Origin of the sequence: Alsobacter metallidurans (assembly GCF_014636935.1) — a bacterium.
Classification (GTDB): domain Bacteria; phylum Pseudomonadota; class Alphaproteobacteria; order Rhizobiales; family Beijerinckiaceae; genus Alsobacter; species Alsobacter metallidurans.
Map to the genome: position 1 here is coordinate 1,780,452 of NZ_BMES01000002.1, position 22,870 is coordinate 1,803,321.

The 22,870-nt window shown below is 67.8% G+C and carries 24 protein-coding genes and 1 pseudogene; 12 read left to right on the plus strand and 13 right to left on the minus strand.

The window, feature by feature from the left end:
• Nucleotides 1-32: 32 nt before the first annotated feature.
• The 6 genes from IEV99_RS18680 to IEV99_RS18705 form a co-directional block, all read right to left on the minus strand.
• Nucleotides 33-725, minus strand: coding sequence for a ribonuclease T2 family protein (locus IEV99_RS18680; protein ID WP_188519223.1), 693 nt, complete (start codon nucleotides 723-725; stop codon nucleotides 33-35).
• 81 nt (nucleotides 726-806) lie between these two features.
• Nucleotides 807-1,274 (minus strand): hypothetical protein, encoded by a 468-nt coding sequence (locus IEV99_RS18685; protein WP_244643928.1) that lies wholly within the window; start codon nucleotides 1,272-1,274, stop codon nucleotides 807-809.
• A gap of 106 nt (nucleotides 1,275-1,380) precedes the next feature.
• Nucleotides 1,381-1,911, minus strand: coding sequence for a winged helix DNA-binding protein (locus IEV99_RS18690; RefSeq protein ID WP_188519224.1), 531 nt, complete (start codon nucleotides 1,909-1,911; stop codon nucleotides 1,381-1,383).
• 199 nt (nucleotides 1,912-2,110) lie between these two features.
• Complete coding sequence (locus tag IEV99_RS18695) at nucleotides 2,111-3,100, minus strand: TRAP transporter substrate-binding protein (protein WP_188519225.1); 990 nt, start codon at nucleotides 3,098-3,100, stop codon at nucleotides 2,111-2,113.
• Between the two features lie 23 nt (nucleotides 3,101-3,123).
• Entirely contained in the window at nucleotides 3,124-4,440 is a 1,317-nt protein-coding gene (locus IEV99_RS18700; protein ID WP_188519226.1) for a TRAP transporter large permease, read from the minus strand.
• Between the two features lie 3 nt (nucleotides 4,441-4,443).
• Nucleotides 4,444-4,989, minus strand: coding sequence for a TRAP transporter small permease (locus tag IEV99_RS18705; protein ID WP_188519227.1), 546 nt, complete (start codon nucleotides 4,987-4,989; stop codon nucleotides 4,444-4,446).
• A 168-nt stretch (nucleotides 4,990-5,157) separates the two neighbouring features.
• Here IEV99_RS18705 and IEV99_RS24010 point away from each other — a divergent pair.
• The 5 genes and pseudogenes from IEV99_RS24010 to IEV99_RS18725 all read left to right on the plus strand — a co-directional run.
• Nucleotides 5,158-6,652 (plus strand): annotated as a pseudogene (locus IEV99_RS24010) (hydantoinase/oxoprolinase family protein); the annotation flags it as partial.
• 23 nt (nucleotides 6,653-6,675) lie between these two features.
• Nucleotides 6,676-8,793, plus strand: coding sequence for a hydantoinase B/oxoprolinase family protein (locus tag IEV99_RS24015; RefSeq protein ID WP_371875814.1), 2,118 nt, complete (start codon nucleotides 6,676-6,678; stop codon nucleotides 8,791-8,793).
• A gap of 92 nt (nucleotides 8,794-8,885) precedes the next feature.
• Complete coding sequence (locus IEV99_RS18715) at nucleotides 8,886-9,458, plus strand: type 1 glutamine amidotransferase domain-containing protein (protein WP_188519229.1); 573 nt, start codon at nucleotides 8,886-8,888, stop codon at nucleotides 9,456-9,458.
• Between the two features lie 79 nt (nucleotides 9,459-9,537).
• On the plus strand, nucleotides 9,538-10,413 hold the full coding sequence (locus tag IEV99_RS18720; RefSeq protein WP_188519230.1) for a 23S rRNA (adenine(2030)-N(6))-methyltransferase RlmJ: 876 nt from the start codon (nucleotides 9,538-9,540) through the stop codon (nucleotides 10,411-10,413).
• A gap of 269 nt (nucleotides 10,414-10,682) precedes the next feature.
• On the plus strand, nucleotides 10,683-10,901 hold the full coding sequence (locus IEV99_RS18725) for a cold-shock protein (protein WP_188519231.1): 219 nt from the start codon (nucleotides 10,683-10,685) through the stop codon (nucleotides 10,899-10,901).
• Between the two features lie 62 nt (nucleotides 10,902-10,963).
• Here the strand turns inward: IEV99_RS18725 and IEV99_RS18730 are convergent, their stop codons facing one another.
• A complete protein-coding gene (locus tag IEV99_RS18730; RefSeq protein WP_188519232.1) occupies nucleotides 10,964-11,596 on the minus strand; it encodes an outer membrane protein in 633 nt (210 codons plus the stop codon).
• Nucleotides 11,597-11,854: 258 nt separating this feature from the next.
• On the opposite strand from IEV99_RS18730, the gene IEV99_RS18735 reads away from it, so the two are divergent.
• Both IEV99_RS18735 and IEV99_RS18740 read left to right on the plus strand, forming a co-directional pair.
• Nucleotides 11,855-12,670, plus strand: coding sequence for a glycosyltransferase family 2 protein (locus IEV99_RS18735; RefSeq protein ID WP_244643929.1), 816 nt, complete (start codon nucleotides 11,855-11,857; stop codon nucleotides 12,668-12,670).
• A complete protein-coding gene (locus IEV99_RS18740; protein WP_188519233.1) occupies nucleotides 12,667-13,413 on the plus strand; it encodes an SDR family oxidoreductase in 747 nt (248 codons plus the stop codon). Before IEV99_RS18735 ends, IEV99_RS18740 begins: the two co-directional genes overlap by 4 nt.
• A gap of 33 nt (nucleotides 13,414-13,446) precedes the next feature.
• Here the strand turns inward: IEV99_RS18740 and pgeF are convergent, their stop codons facing one another.
• From pgeF to lgt, 3 genes are read right to left on the minus strand one after another with little or no spacing between them, the layout of a single operon-like run.
• Complete coding sequence (gene pgeF / locus IEV99_RS18745) at nucleotides 13,447-14,211, minus strand: peptidoglycan editing factor PgeF (protein ID WP_188519234.1); 765 nt, start codon at nucleotides 14,209-14,211, stop codon at nucleotides 13,447-13,449.
• 33 nt (nucleotides 14,212-14,244) lie between these two features.
• Nucleotides 14,245-15,336, minus strand: a complete 1,092-nt coding sequence (locus IEV99_RS18750; RefSeq protein WP_188519235.1) for a class I SAM-dependent methyltransferase — start codon at nucleotides 15,334-15,336, stop codon at nucleotides 14,245-14,247.
• Entirely contained in the window at nucleotides 15,333-16,163 is an 831-nt protein-coding gene (gene lgt, locus IEV99_RS18755) for a prolipoprotein diacylglyceryl transferase (protein ID WP_188519236.1), read from the minus strand. Before lgt ends, IEV99_RS18750 begins: the two co-directional genes overlap by 4 nt.
• Before the next feature lie 157 nt (nucleotides 16,164-16,320).
• Between lgt and IEV99_RS18760 the strand changes: the two genes are divergently transcribed.
• The 4 genes from IEV99_RS18760 (at nucleotide 16,321) to IEV99_RS18775 (ending at nucleotide 19,105) form a co-directional block, all read left to right on the plus strand.
• Nucleotides 16,321-16,596 carry an accessory factor UbiK family protein gene (locus IEV99_RS18760; protein WP_188519237.1) on the plus strand — a complete coding sequence of 92 codons (276 nt, stop codon included), beginning with the start codon at nucleotides 16,321-16,323 and terminating at the stop codon, nucleotides 16,594-16,596.
• 204 nt (nucleotides 16,597-16,800) lie between these two features.
• Nucleotides 16,801-17,304, plus strand: coding sequence for a type III secretion system chaperone family protein (locus IEV99_RS18765; protein WP_188519238.1), 504 nt, complete (start codon nucleotides 16,801-16,803; stop codon nucleotides 17,302-17,304).
• A gap of 102 nt (nucleotides 17,305-17,406) precedes the next feature.
• The gene (proC, locus tag IEV99_RS18770; RefSeq protein WP_188519239.1) at nucleotides 17,407-18,228 is read left to right on the plus strand and encodes a pyrroline-5-carboxylate reductase; all 822 of its coding nucleotides are present in this window, start codon (nucleotides 17,407-17,409) and stop codon (nucleotides 18,226-18,228) included.
• 88 nt (nucleotides 18,229-18,316) lie between these two features.
• On the plus strand, nucleotides 18,317-19,105 hold the full coding sequence (locus tag IEV99_RS18775; protein ID WP_188519240.1) for a TetR family transcriptional regulator: 789 nt from the start codon (nucleotides 18,317-18,319) through the stop codon (nucleotides 19,103-19,105).
• 4 nt (nucleotides 19,106-19,109) lie between these two features.
• Here the strand turns inward: IEV99_RS18775 and IEV99_RS18780 are convergent, their stop codons facing one another.
• The 3 genes from IEV99_RS18780 to IEV99_RS18790 form a co-directional block, all read right to left on the minus strand.
• Complete coding sequence (locus tag IEV99_RS18780) at nucleotides 19,110-20,426, minus strand: ATP-binding protein (RefSeq protein WP_188519743.1); 1,317 nt, start codon at nucleotides 20,424-20,426, stop codon at nucleotides 19,110-19,112.
• An 81-nt stretch (nucleotides 20,427-20,507) separates the two neighbouring features.
• The gene (locus IEV99_RS18785; RefSeq protein WP_188519241.1) at nucleotides 20,508-21,227 is read right to left on the minus strand and encodes a response regulator; all 720 of its coding nucleotides are present in this window, start codon (nucleotides 21,225-21,227) and stop codon (nucleotides 20,508-20,510) included.
• Nucleotides 21,224-21,724, minus strand: a complete 501-nt coding sequence (locus tag IEV99_RS18790; protein WP_244643983.1) for a MarR family winged helix-turn-helix transcriptional regulator — start codon at nucleotides 21,722-21,724, stop codon at nucleotides 21,224-21,226. Before IEV99_RS18790 ends, IEV99_RS18785 begins: the two co-directional genes overlap by 4 nt.
• A 185-nt stretch (nucleotides 21,725-21,909) precedes the next feature.
• Here IEV99_RS18790 and IEV99_RS18795 point away from each other — a divergent pair, with 185 nt between their 5' ends.
• Nucleotides 21,910-22,797, plus strand: a complete 888-nt coding sequence (locus IEV99_RS18795) for a branched-chain amino acid aminotransferase (RefSeq protein ID WP_188519243.1) — start codon at nucleotides 21,910-21,912, stop codon at nucleotides 22,795-22,797.
• Nucleotides 22,798-22,870: the final 73 nt, after the last annotated feature.

Below are 22,870 nucleotides of genomic sequence, written 5' to 3' on the forward strand. Positions count from 1 at the left end.
AGCGACAACGCCGCGCGAAAGGGAGACGTGGCTCAGCGAACGGCCGGAACCTTGATTTCCCGGACGCGGCAACCGCGGCGGTTCACCTCCGGGCAGGCCACGAAGTCGCGCAGGTCCTTGCTGAAGCACACGCGTATCTCCTGCAGCGTCTCGCGCTTGCAGTCGACGCTCATCATGTCGGTGCGCAGCCCCGGATTGGAGGCCACGAAGGCGCGTTCGAGATCGATGGATGTCCAGGTCTGGTCCGCCTTTGGCTCCTTGAGGCCAGGCGGCACGACCAGCCGATCGCGGGCCGCCTTCACGGCCGCGAAGTAGTCGGTGGGGCTCAGGCCCGAGCAGGTTCCGTGCTTGCGCCACTCATAGCGGGCCAGGCCCTCGTCCGGAAACACGCCCTTGGTGGCCTCTAGGGCGATGCGCGACGGGTTGCGCCCGGCCGGCGAGCATTCGCTCGGAAATCCGCGTTCGTATTGTGGCCAAAGGCCATGCACCACGAAGCCGAGATTGGAGCCGGACTGGCACTGGTCGCGCGCCTTGTCGTCACCGCCCCCGGCGGAGCAAAAGCCCGGCGACCAGGACAGCGCGAGAACGTAGAAGTCGAAATCGCCGGCGCTTGCGCCGCGACGCTCGCCCTGCTGCGCCGAGGCGGCGGACGCAAAGCCGATGGCCAGAACGGCGAGCGCCGCCCCGATCAACCCGCGCAAGCTGCGCGCCCTGCTCGAACCCATGGCTGGCTCCAATGATCAAAAGAAACAATTGAACGATGTGACGACGAAAAAGGGCCGCCCCAACGGACGGCCCTCGGTGATTCAGGGGCGGGCCATCTTGCAGGCCGGCGAGTAGGCCCGTTCGCGGTCGAAGCCCTGCACGCAATATTCGACGCCCCAGCCATAGCCGAAGAGGCCAAGGTCCTCCGCCACCGAGTAGTCGATCCTGTGGCGACGGCCGTCGTTCACCACCACGGTCCCGGTGCAGAACAGCCGGGGAATGAAGTCCAGCCCCCAGGGGCGAAAGCCGAGCGGCCGGACGGTGTCGAAGGCGACGATCTGCGCCGCAGACGCCCAATAGGTGCTCTCAGTTTCGGAGAAGCGATCCTGGATCTTGCTCAGCACCGCCGGATCCGCGCAGGACGGGATGTTCTCCGGATAGGCCTTGTAGGGCAGCGTCCAGCGTTCGGCCGGAATCCGCTCCTCGGCGGCCGCCGGCCCGACGATTGTGGCGGTCGCGACCAGCGCGCCCACGAGGGCCTTCAGGACGTGTCGCATCATTCCGTGCATGGCCGGCTCCGATTGATTTGCCGCACGATGCGAAAGCGTCGCCGTGGGGTCAAGTGCACGGCGGACACGCTCAGCCACAATCTTGACGCGAAATCTCCACAGCACGCTAAAGCGACGCCGCCGAGCGGGCCGCCTGGTCGTAATGGCCCGACAACGCCCGCATGGCGGCGGCGAGTTCCGAAAGACGCCCCTCCTCGAACCCGAGCCCTTTCACGGCCTGCACCAGCAGCCCCTCGCGGATCTCCCGGTAGCGATCACAGGCCTGCGCGCCGGCGGGCGTGATCGCGACAGTCTTCTCCTTGCCCGCCTTGCCGCTCTTCACCAGCCGGAGGCGCTCGAGTTTCTTAACCGCGTAGGTGACGAGGTGTGTGTCCTCGATATTCAGCACAAGGCAGATGTCGGCGAGGCGCTTGGCCTTGCCACGATGATTGACGTTGTGCAGCACCAGCACGTCTAGCGCCGAAAGGTCCGGAAACCCCGCCGCCGCCATGGCGCGCACCATCCAGCGATGGAAGGCATGCGACACCAGAATGAGCCCGAACTCGAACTCCGACAGCGCCGGCAGCGCCCCGGCGGCAAGGTGCGCCGAGGACACGATCGGGCCGAGATCAGACGAGCTTCGCGGGCGTTCGGACATCGGGTTTGCTGGCTCGACCAGTTGGGCGTTTTCTCTCCGCCGTCATCCCCGGCCGAAGCGGCGGAGCCGCGCAGGGGAAGGGATCCAAAGGCGCCGAACCAGAAACTGCGCCCAATCGCCTGGACCCCTTCCCGCGCCTTCAGCGCGCCGGGGATGACGGTGTCGGTGGCGGGCGCCCCTCGGAGCCGCCCGGCGTTCGTCACATCTTCTTGTAGGCGTCCACCACGGCCTGGCCGTCGGCGCCGGCCTTCTTGATCCAGTCGGCGGTGAGCTGCTCGCCGATCTTCTTGAAGCCGTCAGCCAGCGCCGGGCTTGGGGCCTGCACCTTCATGCCCTTGGAGGAGAGCTGGTCGAGGTACCACTTGGTCTTGTCCTCGGAGAGCTTCCAGCCGCGCTCCTGGGCGGCGGCGGCGGCCTTCATGACGACGTCCTGGGTGGCCTTGTCGAGCGCGTCGAAAGCGGCCTTGTTCACGAAGATGAGGTTCTTCGGCAGCCAGGCCTGCGTGTCGTAGAAGTGGTCGAGGCTCTCCCAGACCTTGCTGTCATAGCCGGTCGCGCCGGAGGACATGAACGAGTTCACCACGCCGGTCGCCAGCGCCTGTGGCAGCTCGGCGGCCTGGATGGTGACCGACTGGGCGCCGACCAACTCGCCGATGCGCGCCGTGCCGACATTGTACGAGCGCCATTTCAGCCCCTTCATGTCCTCGACGCTGTTGATGTCTTTCTTGGCGTAGATGCCCTGCGGCGGCCACGGCACGGCGTAGAGGGTGACCAGACCCTGGCTGGCCAGCTTCTTCTCGACGGCCGGGCGGGACGCGTCCCAGAGCTTCTTGGAGTCCTTGAAGCTGGAGGCCAGGAACGGCACGACGTCGACGCCGAAGATCGGGTCCTCGTTTTCATGCAGCGACATCAGCACCTCGCCGATCTGCGCCTGCCCGGTTGCGACCGCGCGCTTGATTTCGGGCGCCTTGAACAGCGACGCGTTGGCGTGGATCGTGATCACGAGCTTGCCGCCGCTGCCGCTCTCCACGTCCTTGACGAACTGGGCGAGGTTCTCGGTGTGGAGGTTGTCGATCGGATACGCGGTCGGCAGGTTCCACTTGGTCTGCGCCGAGGCGGGCGCGGCGAGGGCCAGCGCGCCGAAGCCGGCGAGGATGGCGGAGATCGCGAAGGTGCGCGGTGTCGTCATGCGGGGTGTCCTCGTTCGGCGGGTCAGTCGGGAAAGGCGAGCTTCGGCAGGTAGAGCACGATCTGCGGAAAGGTCGTGATGATCAATACGGCCACGTTCAGCAGCAGGAAGAACGGGAACGCCGCCTTTGCGATCGTCATGGTGTCCTTGCCGCTCATGTTCTGCAGCACGAACAGGTTGAAGCCGACCGGCGGCGTGATCTGCGCCATTTCGACATGAATGATGAGGTAGACGCCGAACCAGACCAGGTCGAACCCCGCCTGCTTCACCATCGGCAGCACGATCACGGCCGTGAGCACGATCATCGAGATGCCGTCGATCAGGCAGCCCAGGATGATGTACATGCAGGTCAGCGCCAACACGAGCATGTGCGGCGAGAGCTGCTGGCCCTTCACCCACTCAGCCAGCGCGGCCGGGATGCCGGTGAACGCCATCGCGGCGGTGGTGAAGGCCGCGCCGGCCAGGATCAGCATGATCATGCAGGTGAGGCGCGTGGCGCTCATCACGCTGTCGAAGAACGCCTCGCGGGTCAGCGTGCCGCTCCACCACGCCAGCCCGAGCGCGCCGGTGACGCCCCAGGCGGCGCATTCGGTGGCGGTCGCGAAGCCGAGGATCAGCGACAGGAACACCACCGCGATCAGCAGCATGCAGGGCAGAAGCTTGGCCGATTGGCGCAGCTTGTCCATGAACGGCATCGAGGGATCGCGCGGCGGCTGCTTGTCGGGGTTCAGCAGCGCCCAGATGATGACGTAGCCCATGTAGAGCGCCATCACGAGCAGGCCGGGCAGGAAGCCGCCCAGGAAGACCTGCAGCACCGAGACGTTGGCCGTCACGGCATAGACCACCATCGGGATCGACGGCGGAATCAGGAGGCCGAGCGTGCCCGAGCCCGCCAGCGTGCCGAGGCTCATGCGGGCGTCATAGCCGCGCTTCTCCAGCTCCGGCAGCGCGATCTTGCCGATGGTCGCGCAGGTCGCCGCCGAGGAGCCGGACACGGCCGCGAAGATGCCGCAGCCGATGATGTTGGTGTGGATGAGCCGACCCGGCAGCCATTGCAGCCAGGGCGACAGGCCCCGGAACATCTGCTCGGAGAGCCGGGTGCGGAACAGGATTTCGCCCATCCAGATGAACAGCGGCAGCGCCGCCAGTGTCCATGAGGCGGAGGCGCTCCACACCGTGGTGGCGAGCACCTGCCCGATCGGCACGTTGGTGCTGAGCACCATCGCCAGGAGGCCGACGAGGCCAAGTCCGACCGCGATCCACACTCCGCTGGCCAGGATGACGACCAGGAACCCGAGCAGGATCATCGACAGTTCGGGAAGCGGAATGGCTCCGAACATGGCTCAGACTCCCCCGCCCGACGCGATGCGCTCGATCAGCTCCTCGGGCGTCGCGGCCGGCTCCATTTCGTAGGTCGGGCGGCGGCCCTGCAGCACCACCACGAGCTCGTCCACGATCCCGACCAGCAGGATGGCGAGGCCCGCCACCATGCCGAATTGCGGGATCCAGAGCGGGATCACCACCACGCCCTGCGACATGTCGCCGAAGCGCCAGGAGTCGAAGGCGAGCTGGCCCGCCTGCCACGTGAAATAGCCGATGAACGCGCCGGCGACGCTGAGCGAGATGAGCTCGGCGACCTGCTTGGGGCGCCCGGACAGCCGCTCCAGCAACAGCCCAACCCGGATCATCTCGCCGCGCTTGAAGGTGTGGGCCAAGCCGAGAAACGCCATTGCGACCAGCGACCAGGCGGCAAAGTCATCGCCCGACGCGACGTTCAGGTTGAACTCGCGCCCCACCGAGAGGAGCATCATCAACACAAAGATCGCGATCAGGAATGCGCCGGCCGCGTAGCCGGACCAAAGGTAGAGTCGATCCAGCACCATGCGCATGAAGCGTGCCTCCGTGTCTCGAGGGCCGGCCTCGGCGCCGGTTCGGGGCGCCGGGCAGAAACCGTCGCCACATTTCGATCGTATTCGGCCGGACGACCTTGTCAACGAAACACTCACGATTTATCGATGTTTCTGAGTTGAGGCTTGCCGCGCCGCCAGGAGACCGCCATGACCACGACCCGTTGGGACTTCTGGATCGATCGCGGCGGCACCTTCACGGACGTGATCGGCCGGGACCCGGGAGGCAAGTTGCATGCCCGCAAGCTCCTCTCCGAGAATCCGGAGGCCTACAGCGACGCCGCAGTGCAGGGCATCCGCGACCTGCTGGGGCTCGCGCCCGGCGCCGCCATTCCGTCCGGCGCGATTGGCGACGTCCGGATGGGCACCACGGTCGCCACCAACGCGCTGCTGGAGCGCAAGGGCGAGCGCACCCTGCTGGTGACCACGCGGGGCTTTCGGGACGCGCTGCGGATCGGGTACCAGGCCCGCTCGGACATTTTCGCCAAGGAGATCATCAAGCCCGAGCAGCTCTACGCCGAGGTGGTCGAGGTCGCCGAACGCGTGCGCGCCGACGGCGCGGTCGAGCTGGCGCCGGACCTCGCCGCCATCCGGACGGAGCTGGAGTCCGCCCGGGCGGCCGGCTTCAAGGCCGTCGCGGTGGTGTTCATGCACGCCTACCGCTACCCCGAGCACGAGCGCCAGGTGGGGGCGCTGGCGCGTGAGCTCGGCTTCCCGCAGGTGTCGGTGAGCCACGAGGTCAGCCCGCTGATCAAGCTGGTCGGGCGCGGCGACACCACCGTGGTGGACGCTTATCTGTCGCCCATCCTGGGCCGCTATGTGCAGCAGGTCGCCTCCGAACTGGACGCCGAGCGCTCAGGCGCGAGGCTCATGTTCATGATGTCCTCCGGCGGACTCACGGCCGCCAGCCTCTTCGCCGGCAAGGACGCCATCCTGTCCGGCCCGGCCGGCGGCATGGTGGCGCTGGCCGAGACCGGCAAGGAGGCGGGCTTTGGCCGCGTGATCGGCTTCGACATGGGCGGCACCTCCACGGACGTGGCGCATTTCGACGGCGAGTACGAGCGCGCCTTCGAGACCGAGGTGGCCGGCGTGCGCATGCGCGCCCCCATGATGCTGATCCACACGGTGGCGGCCGGCGGCGGCTCCATCCTGCATTTCGACGGCGCGCGCTTCCGGGTGGGCCCGGATTCGGCCGGCGCCAATCCGGGGCCGAAATGCTACCGGCGCGGCGGTCCGCTGGCCGTCACGGACGCCAACGTGATGCTGGGCAAGCTGAACCCGGCCTTCTTTCCGCGGATTTTCGGGCCGAACCAGGACCAGCCGCTCGACGCCGACAGCGTGCGCGCCGCTTTCGCGGAGCTCGCTGCCGAAGTCGGCGACGGCCGCTCGGCCGAGGAGGTCGCGGACGGCTTCGTGCGCATCGCGGTCGCCAACATGGCCGAGGCGATCAAGAAGATCTCGGTGGCGCGCGGCTACGACGTCACCCAATACGCGCTGAACGCCTTTGGCGGCGCGAGCGGCCAGCACGCCTGCCTGGTGGCCGACGCGCTGGCCATGAAGACGGTGCTGATCCACCCCTTCTCGTCGCTGCTCTCGGCCTACGGCATGGGCCTCGCCGACATCCGCGCCACGCGCCAGCAGGCCATCGAGGAGCCCTTCGCGCCCGCCGTGCTGGAAACGCTGACCCGCGAGGCAGACCGCCTCGGCGCCATCTGCCGCGACGAGGTCGCCGGACAGGGCGTGCCCGCCGACGCCATCGCGCTCCTTGTGCGCGCCCATGTGCGCTACGCCGGCACGGATACGTCGCTGGAGGTTCCGGTAGCGGCGGACAACCTCGGAGCTGGCGCGCAGGGAGAAACCGTCCTCGCCGCCATGCGCGAGCATTTCCAGGCAGCGCACCGGGCGCGCTTCGGCTTTATCGACGAGACCAAGCCGCTGGTCGTCGAAGCCATTTCGGTGGAGGCCGTGGGCGGCGGCGCCGGCATCGCCGAGACCGAGGAGGCGATCGCCGCCTCTCCGCTCCCCGAGCCCACCGAGCGCACCCGCATCTTCAGCGCCGGCGCGTTGCGCGAGGCGGCCGTCTACGCTCGCGAGCAGCTGGCGCCCGGCCACGTCGTGCGCGGCCCCGCGCTGGTCATCGAGCCGCACCAGACGGTGGTGATCGAGGACGGCTGGCAGGCCGCGCTCACCGCCAAGGACCACCTCGTCCTGACCCGCGCAGTGGCGCTGCCCAAAAGGACGGCGGTCGGCACCAGCGCCGACCCGGTGATGCTGGAGATCTTCAACAACCTGTTCATGTCCATCGCCGAGCAGATGGGCGTGACGCTGCAGAACACCGCCTATTCGGTGAACATCAAGGAGCGGCTCGACTTCTCCTGCGCGGTGTTCGACCATGAGGGCGCGCTGGTCGCCAACGCCCCGCACATGCCGGTGCATCTGGGCTCCATGGACAAGTCCGTCGAGACCATCATCCGCCAGAACGAGGGCCGCATCCGCCCCGGCGACGTCTACATGCTGAACGCGCCCTACAATGGCGGCACGCATCTGCCGGACATCACGGTCTGCACGCCGGTGTTCGACCAGGCGGGCGCCGAGATCCTGTTCTGGGTGGCGTCGCGCGGCCACCATGCCGATGTCGGCGGCGTCGCGCCGGGCTCCATGTCGCCGCTCGCGACCACGATCGAGCAGGAAGGCGTCTACATCGACAATTTCAAGATCGTCGACGAAGGCCGCTTCCGCGAGGCCGAGACCGAGGCGCTGCTGCTGGGCGCGACCTACCCGGTCCGCAACGTGGTGCAGAACGTCAACGACCTGAAGGCCCAGATCGCCGCCAACGAGAAGGGCGTGCGCGAGCTCTCCAAGGTGATCGGCGAGTTCGGGCTCGACGTCGTGCAGGCCTATATGGGCCACGTGCAGGACAACGCCGCCGAGAGCGTCCGGCGCGTGCTGGACCGGCTGCGCAACTGCGAGTTCACCTACCCGATGGACCAAGGCTGCGCGATCAAGGTCCGCATCACGGTGGACAAGGCGGCGCGGGAGGCCACGGTGGACTTCACCGGCACCTCGCCCCAGCGCGGCGACAACTTCAACGCGCCCGCGCCGGTGACGCGCGCGGCCGTGCTCTACGTATTCCGCGTCATGGTGGACGACGACATCCCGATGAACGCCGGTTGCCTCAGGCCGATCCGCATCGTGGTGCCCGAGCGCTCCATGCTGTCGCCCGAATACCCGGCCGCCGTGGTGGCCGGCAACGTGGAGGTGTCGCAGGCGGTGACGAACTGCCTGTTCGGCGCGCTGGAGGCCATGGCGGCCTCGCAGGGCACCATGAACAACCTCACCTTCGGCAACGACGAGTACCAGTATTACGAGACGATCTGCTCCGGCTCGCCCGCCGGCCCCGGCTTCAACGGCACGCCGGGCGTGCATGTCCACATGACCAACTCGCGCCTGACCGATCCCGAGATCCTGGAATACCGCTTCCCGGTGCTGCTGGAGGACTTCCATATCCGCGCCGGCTCGGGCGGCAAGGGGCGCTGGAACGCCGGCGACGGCACCAGCCGCACCATCCGGTTCCTGAAGCGGATGGAATGCGCCATCCTGTCCAGCCACCGCAAGGTGCGGCCTTTCGGCATGGACGGCGGCGAGCCGGGCGAACTCGGCCGCACCCTGGTGCGCCGTCTCGACGGCCGCATCGACGAACTTGGCGGCTGCGACCAGACCGGGCTGGAGGCCGGCGAAGCCGTGACGGTGATCACGCCGACGGGCGGCGGGTTCGGGAAGGCATGAGGGCGGCGCTTCGTCGCGCTACAGGGATCGCCGGAACCAGCCCGGCGGGTGGGCGTTTGCCCGGCTCCCAATCACCAACACGGAGCCAAGCCATGACCGATATCGGGCAGGCCAAGATTCTCATTCTCGCAACCGACGGCTTCGAGCAGTCGGAGCTCATGAAGCCGCTGGAGCAGCTGAAGGCGGCGGGCGCTACCGTGCATGTCGCGTCGCCCGAGAGGACCATGAAAGCCGGGGAGATCCGCGGCTGGGACCAGACCGATTGGGGCCAGAGCGTCAAGGTCGACAAGACGCTGTCGGAGGTGAGCGCCGGCGACTACGACGCCATCGTGCTGCCGGGCGGCCAGATCAACCCCGACAAGCTGCGCATCGAGCCCCAGGCCGTGCAGCTGGTGAAGGCGTTCTATGACGCCGGCAAGGTGGTGGCGGCCGTCTGCCATGGCCCGTGGCTGCTGGTCGAGGCCGGCGTCGCCAAGGGCCGCACCGTCACGTCCTGGCCGTCGGTAAAAACGGACCTGGTCAACGCCGGCGCGACCTGGGTCGACCAGCAGGTTGTCACTGACAAGGGCCTGATCACCAGCCGCAAGCCCGACGATCTCGACGCCTTCGTGGCCAAGATCATCGAAGAGGTGAAGGAAGGCCGGCACGAACGCCGCGCCGCCTGAACCCGCTGCGGGGAGGGCTCTCCCGCCCTCCCCCTCCGGCGATTGTTGACCCGGAGCGCGAAATGCCCCTTGTGGCGGCATGAATTACCGCCACGCCTTTCATGCCGGAAACTTCGCCGACGTGCTCAAGCACGCCGTGCTGGCCCGCATCCTCGTCCACCTCGCCCAAAAGCCCGCCGCATTCCGGGTCATCGACACCCATGCGGGGATCGGCCGCTACGATCTGGCCGGCGTCCAGGCCGGCAAGACGGGCGAATGGCGGGAGGGGATTGGCCGGCTTGAAGCCAAGCCGCTGACCGGCGAAGCGGCGCCCCTGATCGAGCCATATGTGCAGGCCATCCGGGAGGTCCGCGCCTTTCACGGCGATGCCGCCTATCCGGGCTCACCCCTGATCGCGGCCGCGCTGGCCAGGGCGCAGGATCGCCTGGTGTTCATCGAAAAGCACCCCGAGGACGTGAGGCGCCTCACCGACGCGGTCGGCAAGGACCGCCGCGCGAAGGTGATCGAACTCGACGGCTGGACGGCGCTGAACGCCTATGTGCCGCCGCCGGAGAAGCGGGGCCTGGTGCTGATCGACCCGCCCTTCGAGGAGCCGGGCGAGTTCGACCGCATGGCGGACCGGCTCGCGAAGGCGTGGAGCAAATGGCGAACCGGGATCTACATGGCCTGGTTTCCGGTGAAGGACGCGGCAGAGCGCGACGCGTTTTATGAAGCCATGCAGGCAAGCGGCATCCGCAAGATCCTCCGCATCGAACTCCTGCGCGAGCCCATCGCCCGCACGGGCGACTTGCTGGCCGGCAGCGGCATGGTCATCGTCAATCCACCGTGGACGCTCATGGACGAGATGCAGGTGCTCGGCCCCGCCCTGACGCAGGTGCTCGCCCGCAAAGGCTCAGGCCTTTTTCGCTGCGATTGGCTCGTCGAAGAGACCTCGCATACTGATCAGATGGATTAATCCGATCGACGACGTATTCGCATAGGAGCGATCACTAATCCGTCTTTCGCCATAGGTCATCAGAACTGTTTAACACAGCTGTGTACTTGAACCGGGCGGTGGTTTCGAGGACAGTTTGGGCAATACGTGCTGAGCGGGCGATGAGTGCTGTCTAGCTCCATGGGGCGAACCTCGGGCAATGCGGTTCGACCCTGGATTCGTGTTCCCTCGGGCGCGAGTGGTTCGTTGCGCGGTGCGCGCAGGCCGGCCCGAGACGGGAGCTGACGGTGATGACGCAACAGGGCGTGGTAAAATTCTTTAATTCCGAGAAGGGCTACGGCTTCATCAAGCCGGACGATGGCGGTCGGGACATCTTCGTTCATGTCACGGCCGTGTCGCAATCGGGTCTGCCGGCGCTCGACCAGGGGCAGAAGGTCGCGTTCGAGATCGAGCCGGACAAGAAGGGCAAGGGCCCGAAGGCCGTGAACCTGGTCGTGCTTGACGCGTGACGGCGTCACGAAAAAGGCCCGGCGTGGAGCCGGGCCTCGATCGCGGTCTCGACCAGCGAAGACTAGAACTTGTAGTTCGCGCCGGCGCGGATCACGTTGATGCTGTTTTCCACCTTCACGGGGCCGAGGAGCGGCGACGGGTAGGTCGCGTCGCCGAGGCCGTAGTGCAGGTATTCGGCGCGCACGGTGACGTTCGGGCTCATCATCATCTCGGCGCCAGCGCCGACCGCATAGCCCGCATGGGTGCCGTCGCTCTTGCCGCCGATGCCCTTGATCTCGGTGGTCGCCATTGCGACGCCGCCCGTCACGTAAGGCAGTACGTTGCCGACCGCGTAGCCGACGCGGGCGCGGGCGCTGCCCAGCCACTTCTGGCGCGTCTTGTCCGTGTAGCTGTTGTTGCGGATGCCCGAGGCGCTGAGGTCAGCCTCGACGCCGGCGACAAAGTTGTTCATCTGGAGGTTGTAGCCAACCTGGCCGCCCGCAACCAAGCCGGACGTGTTGGTCGGGCCCGCCTTGCCGAAGCCGCCGCCGGCGTGAACGCCCGCATAAAGGCCCTGCCAGGTCGGGACCGGAGCCGCATAGCCCGTGGCCACATAGGGGTCGCGCCGGCTCGGCAGGTCCGCGGCCTGCGCGCGGCCGGTGGCCGCAAGGGCCAGCAACATGGCGACCGGAACGATCGTGCGTGAAACCGACATCATACTCATCCTTTGCTCGCGGTCGGCGTTGCGACCTGCTTGAACGAAGGCAATAGACTTGATGATCGGTAATGTTAATCGAAGCTGAGTTTCAGGGTGTATATTCCATGAAGCTGGAAGGACTTCATTAACCCTCCGGTAGCACAGATGAAGCATTCCTTAACGTAAACACTTCCTAAATGCATGAGGCCCGGTTGTGGCGCCGCCGCCGCGCCGCCACGATCCCTCCAGGCGAGGCCTTGTTCAAGGTCGTCGGACATGGCACTCCCAACCGCCATGACAGCCGCCAAGCCCCCTTTGTCCGTCTTCGTGATCGCGAAAAACGAGGCCGACCGTATCGGCCGGACGATCGAGGCCGTGCGGACCATCAGCGACGACGTCATCGTGATCGACAGCGGCTCGACCGACGACACCCTCGCGGTGGCGGCCCGCAGCGGCGCGCGCGTGGTGGAGCACCCCTTCGAGGGCTACGGTCTCCAGAAGCGTTTCGGCGAGACGCTGTGCCGCCACGACTGGATGCTGAACGTCGACGCCGACGAGGTCGTCCCGCCCGATCTCGCCGAAGAAATTCGGGCGCTTTTCGCCATGGGAGAACCGGACGCGGACGCCTACAAGGTCCGCATCGCCGAGATCTTCCCGGGCGAGGGCGCGCCGCATCGCTTCGCCTACGCACTCGCGCCGGTGCGGCTCTATCGCAGGACCAAGGGAACCTACAATCCGTCGCCGGTGCATGACCGGGTGGACCTCGTCCCCGACGCCCGGGTGGCCAAGCTGCGTGGCACGATCCACCATTTCTCGGTGCGTTCGCTGGGCGACCAGATGGCCAAGCTGAACCGCTACACAGACGCGCTCGTAGACGACCTTGCGGCCCGAGGCGAGACGATCAGCATGGTGAGGCTGGTGCTGGAATTTCCAGCCAACTTCATCAAGGCCTATTTCGGCCGCCGCCATTTTCTGCGGGGAGCCTACGGTTTTATGACCGCCATGAACTTCGCCTTCTACCGCTACCTGCGCGTCGCCAAGCACATCGAGTTGCGTCAGCGGCTGAAGGCACGAAAGGACGGGCGCCTTTGAAACGCCCTGTCGCGCTCGTCACCGGCGGCGCGAGGCGCATCGGCGCCGCCATCGTGCGCCGGCTGGCCGAAGCCGGTTATGATGTCGCCATCCATTGCGGCCGGTCCCGCGAGGACGCGGACGCGCTCGCGGCCGATCTCGGCCGCACCGGCGCACGCGCGGCGGTGCTGCAGGCCGATCTCGCGGCGCTGGCCGAGGTTGCGGCGATTATCACGGCCGCGAACGCGGCGCTTGGGCCCGTGAGCCTGCTCGTGAACAGCGCCTCGCGTTTCGATGGAGACGCGCTCGGCGGGCTCGACCCGGTGCTTTGGGACGCCCATTTCGCCGTCAACCTCCGCGCCCCCGTTTTTCTGACCGAAGCCTTCGCCAGGCAGGCCCCTGACGGCGGCGACCCCTCGGTGGTGAACCTTCTGGACCAGCGGGTGCTGCGGCCAAACCCGAGCTTCTTCTCCTACTCGCTCACCAAGTCCGCGCTGCACGTCGCCACCACCACGATGGCGCAGGCTCTTGCGCCGCGAATCCGGGTGAACGGCGTGGCGCCCGGCCCAACGCTCGCCAACGTCCATGATGGCGACGACGGCTTGAAACGTGAGATCGCGGGCGTACCGCTGCAACATGGCGTTGATCCGGCCGAGATTGCGGACGCGGTGCTGTACCTCGCTCGCGCCCCCAGCGTCACAGGCCAGACGCTCGCGGTTGACGCCGGCCAGCACCTGGGGTGGCGCACCCCCGATTTCGCGTGAGCCGCGCCACTCCGCTGAAGCGAAAGGTACGGCTCACCCTTCCAGAACGATCGCCGAGATAAGCCGGCCGTAGTCCGGCTCGCCGCGATGCGTGGTGCGGCGGTAGCTGAAGAAAAGCTCTTCATCCGCATAGGTGCAGAGCTTCAGGTCGATGAAACGACCCACCCCGGCCGCCGCCATGCGGCTCGCGATATAGGCCGGCAGATCGAACATCGCGTGCTCGGGCTTGGCGCTCGGCGCGAAAAAGCGGGCATTGTCGGGGCTCTGCGCCGTGAAGCGCGTGACGAATTCCGGACCGACCTCATAAGCCGCGGCCGAAATCATCGGACCCAGCACCGCCGTGACGCGCTCACGACGCGCGCCCAGTTCCTCCATGCGGGCGAGCGTCGACTCCAGCACGCCCGTGAACGCGCCTTTCCAGCCTGAATGGCAGCCGCCCACGACCCGCGCTTTGGGGTCGGCGAACAGCACCGGCCCACAATCGGCCGTCGAGATCGCGAGCGCGACGCCCGGACGATTGGTGACGAGCCCGTCGGCTTTCGGCCGCTCGGCCGGCCACGGCCCATCCGCCACCACCACGTCCGGCGAGTGCACCTGATGCACGTTGACGAGGTTGTCAGGCCCCACGCCCAGCGCCTCCGCCATACGCCGCCGGTTCTCGGTCAGCGCGGCCTTGTCGTCGTCGGATCCGAGGCCGCCATTCAGGCTCGTGTAGATGCCATCCGAAACGCCGCCCTGCCGGGTGAAGAAGGCGTGGCGAATGCCGGGCGACGCAAGCGCGGGGGCGGTGATCATCATGGGTGTCAGGTTCCGATTCGGACGGCGCAAGGCTCAGGCCGGCGGCGCCTCGGTGTCAAATCCGGCGAGCGGGCCTAGCCGCGGATCCGCGACAGCCAGAACCTTGAACAACTCGCCCATGCCGGCGCCCCCGCCTGCCAGCCGATCCACGGCGGCGTCGATCCCGGCCGCCGCCTCGGCCGAGGCGTTTCGACGCAAGGTGTCCGCGCGGGTCGCGAGCCCGAGCGCGCGCAGGAAGGCGCCCTGCGTGGCCGGGCCGTGGACGGCCGCCCCGCTCTGCGCGGCGACACGCGCCAGCGCTGCGAAATCCACATGGGCGGTGACGTCTGCTTCCCCTGGCTCGGCGAGGGCATCCACAAACGCGTGGCGCCGCACCGCCTGGAGCGTCTCGCCCGGCTGGGTGCGAGTGTGGCCGTAGTCGATCGCCAGCACGGCCCCACCGCACTGCGCGACGCGGGCCGCCAGCGTTCGCATCACGCCGGCGCCCTCCTCGGCGACCTCCAGGATGGCCCCGAGCGGCCCAGCCGCGCCGGCCAGCGACGGCGCCAGCTCCGGCGACAGCCCGAAAGCGAGCCCTCCCCCGTCACCAAGACCAACAAGCCGCTCGCGCCATCCATCGGGGGCGCGCACGAATTGCCGGATCGGCAGGGCGTCGAAGAACTCGTTGGCGACGACCAGCGCGGGCCCATCCGGGACCGTCTCGATGCGTTCGTGCCAGGTCGCCGATATCCCGCCCGCCTCCAGGGTCGCACGCTGGATCTTCCGCAGCGCCTGGCTCGTCTCGACCAGATGAATGTCCAGCGCTGCGCGGAACGGCGGCAGCGCGCGGGCGGCCCGCGCCGCGTCGGCCATCAGCGTGCCTCGGCCCGGGCCGAGTTCCACGAGGCGCACGACGCCGGGCGCGCCCATGCGGCTCCAGGTGTCTGCGCACCACAGCCCGATCAGCTCGCCGAACATCTGCGAGACCTCGGGCGCGGTCACGAAGTCGCCCGCCGCCCCGAACGGGTCGCGCGTCATGTAGTAGCCATGGCGCGGGTCGCCCAGGCAGAGCGCCATGAAGCGCGCCACGCTGATGGGGCCCTCCGAGGCGACCAGCGCGGCGATCTCGCGGCCGAGCGGCGTCATGGGGCCGCCGGCTCCAGCGCCGGCCGGCGCAGCGCGTTGATCAGCAGCGCGATTCCAGCCACCAGCATGGGGGTGGACAGCACCATCCCCATGGTCAGCACCGAATTGATCACCTCGCTGTCGTCCGGCTGCCTGAAGAACTCACAGAAGCTGCGCGCTAGCGCGTACCCGATGGCGAACACGCCGGCGAGCAAACCGGGGCGACGAAAGCCCGTGCGCCGCGCCACGAACCCGACCACGATCAGCAGCAGGACGCCTTCGGTAAGGGCTTCATAGATCTGGCTTGGGTGCCGCGGCAGGTCGTCGGCGCGCGGGAAGATGAACGCCCAGGGCACGTCGGTGGGACGTCCCCAGAGCTCCTGGTTGATGAAGTTCGCCATGCGGCCGAAAAAGAGCCCGATCGGGGCCACCACGGCAAAGAGGTCCAGCACCGTGAGCGTCGACAACCCGCGCCGGTAGGCAAACAGCGCGATCGCCAGCAGCACGCCGATCAAGCCGCCATGAAAAGCCATGCCGCCGCGCCACACTTGCAGGATCTCGAGCGGGTTCTGGCGGTAGTAGTCGAAGCCGTAGAACAGCACGTGGCCGATGCGCCCGCCGAGCACGACGCCGAGCGCCGCGTACACCAGGAGGTCGTCGAGATCGGTCACGCTCGGCCGTTTCTGGCTCGGCGCCCAAAGGTCGTTCGCCTCGCACAGCTTGCGCATGGCGAGCCAGCCGAGAACCAGCCCGGCCACATAGGCGAGAGCGTACCAGCGGATCGCCAGAGGGCCGACGCTGATCACCACGGGGTCGATCACCGGAAACGGAATCGCGAAGAGGGGCATCGTCGGCTCCGGACGCGGCATGGCCGCGGGCCGCCTGAATGGGGCCCTGCGGGCGGGTGGTCAAGGGCGGCGCGCTGCTGCAACGCGTCCTGCCCCGTGCTATGGAGCCGCCACGCGCGGCCGTCCATCGGGGCGGAAGCAGCCAGAGGAGCACAGCATGGCCCAGAACCGCATCTTGGACGACGTGGCGCGCCTGTTCACGGACGCGGCCGGAATGGCGCAGGGCGTGCGCCGCGAGGCCGAGGGCGTCGTGAAGGCCCAGTTCGAGCGCATGATCCGCGACATGGACGTCGTCACCCGCGAGGAGTTCGAGGCCGTCCGCGAGATGGCGATTATGGCGCGTGACGAGAACGAGCGATTGGCGGCCCGCATCGCCGCGCTGGAAGCCAGATTGGGCGGCGCCGCCAGCGGAGACGCGGCCGCGGAGCTCTGAAAGCGGGCTTTCCGTCTCATCGGTTGTGGACGGAGAGGCGCCGCGAATTGCGCCGCGGCGCCGAATCCATGACGGTCCAACTCGCTCGTTGTGCGGCGTGACTCGCGCGCTGTATCGTCGAGATGAGAGGTGATTCGCCGCGTGAATCCAGAGAGTTGCTAAGACTCTCTTATTGCGGTCGAAACGCCCCAACCGGGGAACGGCATGTCCGCCATGGAAATCGAGATCGTCGAACGCAACGAGCATCCGCTCGACATCGTGGAGCGACTCGCGAGCGTGCACGACTGGTCGTTCGACCGCGCCGACGTCAATGAGATCTCGGTGGCGGTGGCGGGCTCCTGGGGCGATTACCAGATCGCATTTACGTGGCTGGACGAGTTGGAAGCGCTGCACATCGCCTGCGCGTTCGATCTCAAGATTCCGCCGCGGCGGCGCGCCGACATGCTCGAACTCGTGTCGTTGATCAACGAGCAGCTCTGGGTAGGGCATTTCGACCTCTGGCCCAGCGAGGACGTGGTGATGTTCCGCCACTCGCTGCTGCTGGCTGGCGGCGCTGAGCCGAACGGCCGCCAGTGCGAGACGCTGCTCAAGGTCGCCACCCAGGCTTGCGACCGCTACTACCAGTCCTTCCAGTTCGTGCTCTGGGCGGGCAAATCCCCGCGCGAGGCTATGGAAGGCGCGATGTTCGAAACCGTCGGACACGCCTGACCGCGACGATCGCCGATCTGGCCCGGCCACTCGACAGACCTCGGAAGCTTCGGCGATAACGGTATGCCGCCTGCGTCGGGCGGTCGCATCGAGGTCGCCGTCATGTCCGCCACCCTGCCCTCGTCCCTGGTTCTCGTCGGTTGCGGCAAGATGGGCGGCGCCATGCTCGAAGGCTGGCTCCGTGGCGGCCTCTCGGGCGACTGCGTCACCGTCATCGACCCGCACGCCAATATGGGCCTGGTGGCCTTTTGCGAGCGGCACGACGTCACTCTCAATCCGCCCGTCTCACAGGTCGAGACGCCCGAAGTGCTGGTCCTTGGGATCAAGCCTCAGATGCTCGAAGATGCCGCGCCCGAGATCGCGCACCTCGCCGGCGCCGACACGCTCGTGATTTCCATTCTGGCCGGAAAGACGCTGGGCGATCTGATGTCGCGCCTCCCGGCCGCCAGGGCTGTCATCCGCGCCATGCCGAACCTCCCCGCATCGGTTGGACGCGGCGTCACCGGATGCGCCGGCAGCCCCGAGGTGAGCGACAGGCAGCGCGAGGTCGCGAATGCATTGCTGCGCGGTGTAGGCCACGTCGAATGGGTGGAGAGCGAAGACCTGATCGACGCCGTCACGGCCGTTTCGGGCTCCGGCCCCGCTTATGTGTTCTACCTCGCAGAATGCCTCGCCAAGGCAGGCGCCGCGCAGGGCCTGCCGCCCGACCTCGCCGAGCGCCTCGCCCGCGCCACCGTGGAGGGCGCCGGCGAACTGCTGCACCGATCGGACCTCCCGCCCTCGACCTTGCGCGAGAACGTCACCTCTCCGGGCGGCACCACCGCGGCGGCGCTTTCCGTGCTGATGGCCGGCGACGGCCTCGAGCCGCTGATGCGCGACGCCGTCGCGGCCGCCCGCAAGCGCGCCGAAGAGCTGAGCGGCTGACCCTGCGCGCCTGCGTCCCTTGGACGGAGCGCCCCCCACGCCCTATCTAAAGGGTTGACCCGCTCAGCAGCTTGATCCGGAGAGCCCCATGGCCAGGCAGCCCAATCGCAAGACCGATCCGACCGCAGCGGCGGACGCCGCCGCGACGACGCCCGGGACCGCTGGCGCCCCACCCTCTGGCGGCTCCCCGCGCGATCGCATCGTGGACGCCCTGATGGCGCTCGCCGCCGAGCGTGACTGGGACGAGATCGAAATCCGCCACATCGCCGAACGCGCCGGCGTGAGCCTGTCGGAATTCCGCGACGCCTTTCCGTCCAAGGGCGCGGTGCTGGGCGGCCTGGCCCGCCGCATCGATAAGATCGTGCTGGACGGCGCGAGCGACGACCTCGCCGACGAGGGAGCCCGCGAGCGCGTCTTCGACGTTATGATGCGGCGCCTTGACGCGATGGCGCCATACCGCGAAGCCCTGCGGCGGATTGCGCCCGCGATGCGGCGCGATCCCTTGTCGCTCGCCGCCATGAACCAGCTGGCGTCCAACTCTATGCGCTTCATGCTGGCCTCCGCCGGGGTTGACACGAGCGACCAGCTCGGCCCCGTGAAGGTGCAGGGCGCGGTTCTGGTCTGGGCCCGCGTTCTCGACACCTGGCTGCATGACGACGACCCGGGTCTCGCCCGCACGATGGCGACCCTCGACAGGGAGCTCGCCCGTGGCGGACGCTTCCTCCAGGGCCTCGGCGACCTTTGCCGCGTCACAGCGCCGTTCCGGGCTTTCTTCGACCGCGCCGCACGCAGCGGCCGCGACTTTCGCGAGCGCCGCCGCGCGCCGCGCGACGAGGAGGATTACCCCGGCGACGAAGCCGGCGCGGCCGCGATCTAAGCGCCTACACCGGCACCCGCACCACGGCCCGCAGCCCGCCGAGCGGGCTGTCGGCCAAGGCCACGTCCCCGCCATGCGAGCGGGCGATGTCGCGCGCGATAGCCAGCCCAAGGCCGGTGCCGCCTTCGTCGACGTTGCGCGCTTCGTCGAGCCGCACGAAGGGCTTGAAAACTTCGTCCCGCTGATCCAGAGGCACGCCCGGCCCATCGTCATCCACCATGACGGTGAGCCAGCGCGGGTCGCGCGTCGCCGTGATGGCGATGCGGTCGCCATGCCGTACCGCGTTGTTGACGAGGTTCGCGATGCAGCGCTTGAATGCGTCGGGCCGCACGGTCGCGACCGGGTCGCCGCTGACCACCACGTCGGTGGCGTGGCCCTGACGCTCGGCGTCTGCCTTCAACTCTTCCAGCAGAGCGCCCATGTCGGTGGGGGACGATTGTTCGCCGGCGTCGCCGCGTGCGAAGGCGAGGTAGGCCTCGAGCATGCGGCTCATCTCGTCGACGTCCTTCTTGAGAGCGTCGAGCTCCGGCGCGTCCTCGTCCATCAGCGCCAGCGAAAGCTTGAACCGCGTCAGGATGGTGCGCAGGTCATGGCTGACGCCGTTCAGCATGGCGGTGCGCTGGTCCATCGCGCGCTCGATGCGCCGCCGCATCTCGATGAATGCATGTCCGGCCTGCCGCACCTCGCGGGCGCCCCGCGGGTGGAAATCGGTGTCCCGCCCCTTGCCGAAGCTCTCGGCCGCGGCCGCGAGCTTCAGGATGGGCCTGATCTGATTGCGCAAGAACGCGACCGCTATGCTGAGCAGCACGAAGGAGGTGCCGAGCATCCACATCAGGAAGATGTGCGAGTTCGACGCATAGGCCTGCGACCGCCGGGTCAGGACGCGCAACGTGCCCTTCTCCAGCTGAATGCGAACCTCGATGATGTTGGATCGCCCGACAGTGTCGATCCAGTAGGGCCGGCCGATCTGCGTCCGGATCTCGCGCGAGAGAGTGCTGTCGAGAATCGAGAAGAACGGCTTGGGCGCTGGCGGCGGCAGCGGGCCCGCCGGGAGCATCTCGATGTCGAGGCCCAGGCGATCGCTCGCGATGCGGCCCAGGGTCTCGTAGTCCTTGTCCTGCGGATAGCTCTCGGCGACGTCGATCAGGGCCGCGATGTCCTGCGTGACGGCCGCCGAGAGCCGGCGCGTCACGGTCTGCCAGTGCCGCTCCATGAACGCGTAGGCAAGCACGGACTGGAGGATCACCATCGGGGCGATGATGATGATCAGCGCGCGGGCGAACAGCCCCTTGGGCATGCGCTTGCCCACCCATCGGGCCATGCGGCGCCAGATGGCTGCGGGCGGCCGCAAGACCGGGCTGTTCTGGATGCCGCTGCTCAATTTCACCAGGGGGCGCTCGGATCAGTCCAAAAACAGGCGATAACCCATGCCGCGCACCGTCTGCAGCAAGAGCGGGTTGGCCGGGTCCGCCTCGATCTTACGCCTCAGGCGATTGATCTGCACGTCGACCGTGCGCTCGTTGGAGACCTCGCCCGATCCCGCGAGGTCCTCTCGCGGCACCGTCTCGCCGGGGCGCGAGGCGAGCACGGTCAGCATCTCGCGTTCGCGATCCGTGATGCGGACGATTTCGTCATCCTGCCGCAGTTCGCCCCGGTCGAGCCGGAACGTGAACGGCCCGAAGCGCACCACCTCGGGCGTCGTGGGGGTCGGCGCCGCCGCTGCGGCGGGCGCCTGACGCCGGATGATGTTCTTGAGGCGCAGCAGTAGTTCGCGCGGTTCGAACGGCTTGGGCAGATAGTCGTCCGCGCCGATTTCAAGCCCCTTCACGCGGTCTTTCGCGTCGGCCCGGGCGGTAAGCATCAGGATCGGCGTGGTCGAGCTCTCTCGAATCCAGCGGGCCAGATCGAAGCCGTTCTCGCCCGGCATCATGATGTCGAGCACGTAGACGTCGAACAGGAAGTTGGCGATGCGGGCGCGCGCCTCGACGGCGTCCTGCGCGGTGGTCACCCGGTAGCCGTTCTCGGACAGGAATCGGCCCAGCAGGTCGCGCAGACGCCGGTCGTCGTCCACCACCAGGACGTGCGGCGCGTCGTCGGCCGGAGGCGCGGCGCCGCGGCTCATGCGCCGTCCTCGTCGTCGTGATGCGACAGGCGCGCGACCGTGGGCCGCTCGGCCGGCTCGATCATGGCGGCCAGGAAGCGCTTGGCGGCCGCCTCGGCGTCCAGGCCGGTCTCCTCGAGCGCCCGGGCGATGCGCTGGGTCTGTAGACGTGCGAGATCCACCGCCAAGGCCTTGCCTCTCGGCGTGGGGTACAGCAGGCGTTGGCGCCGGTCGGTGAGGCCCGCGCGCTGCTCCACATAGCCCTTTTCGAGCAACTCCTTCAGCACGCGGTTGAGGCTCTGCTTCGTGATGCGCAGGATGTCGAGCAACGCCGCGATCGTGAGGCCTGGATTGCGATCCACGAAGTGCAGCACGCGGTGGTGCGCCCGGCCGAAGCCATACTGCTCGAGGATCCGGTCGGGATCGCCGACGAAGTCGCGGTAGGCGAAAAAGAACAGCTCGATCAGGTCGTAGAGCGGCCGATCCGGCGTATGATCCGCCACGGGCTTGCTGCGCATTTCGAGGGCTGTCTGCATCGGTGGCGTGCAACCTGAATGGGGATATGTCAGTGATGTTGACATATCCCAGCTTGATTGTTACTCGTCAAGGCCTCGCGGCGAAAGGAAAGAACCGCAAGCAGGGCGAATGCGCATCAAAGCTTCGCTGTCGCCGTGCCGAGCCGCGATATCCAAGGAGAAAGATCATGTCCGTGATTCCGTTCGATCAGCGTGAAGGTTTCATCTGGTTCGATGGCCAGATGATTCCCTGGGCGGACGCGAAGCTGCACGTACTCTCGCACGGCCTGCACTACGCGTCCTCGGTGTTCGAGGGCGAGCGGGCCTATGGCGGCCAGATCTTCAAGTCGACCGAGCATTCAGAGCGGTTCCGTCGGTCCGCCGAGATCCTCGATTTCACGATCCCGTACTCGGTGGCCGAGTTGGACGCCGCCAAGGCGCAGGTCGTGGCCAAAAACGGTTTCCAGAGCTGCTACGTGCGCCCCGTGGCCTGGCGCGGCAGCGAGATGATGGCGGTGGCGGCCCAGAACTCGACCATCCACGTGGCGATCGCCGTGTGGGACTGGCCGTCCATGTTCGACGTCGAGCAAAAGATGAAGGGCATCCGCCTCGACATCGCCGAGTATCGCCGCCCCGACCCCAAGACCGCGCCGTGCCACTCAAAGGCGGCGGGCCTTTACATGATCTGCACGATCTCCAAGCACCAGGCCGAGAAGAAGGGCTACGCCGACGCCCTGATGCTCGACTGGCAGGGTCGGGTGGCCGAGTGCACCGGCGCCAACGTGTTCTTCGCCAAAGGCGGCGCGTTGCACACCCCGATCGCCGATTGCTTCCTGGACGGCATCACGCGCCGCACCGTGATCGACCTCGCCAAGCGGCGCGGCATCGAGGTGATCGAGCGCCGCATCATGCCGGAGGAGCTGGCCGGCTTCGAGGAATGCTTCATCTGCGGCACCGGCGCGGAGGTCACGCCCGTGTCCGAGGTCGGTCCCTATCGCTTTACGCCCGGCGCGATCTCGCGCGCCATGCTGGACGACTACTCGGCCGAAGTGCAGCCGAAGTCCAAGGCGGCCTGAACGGTCCGCCTCCGATCGAACTAAGGGCCGTCGCGGCGTAACCGCGGCGGCCCTTTCGCGTTGACGAGGGCGG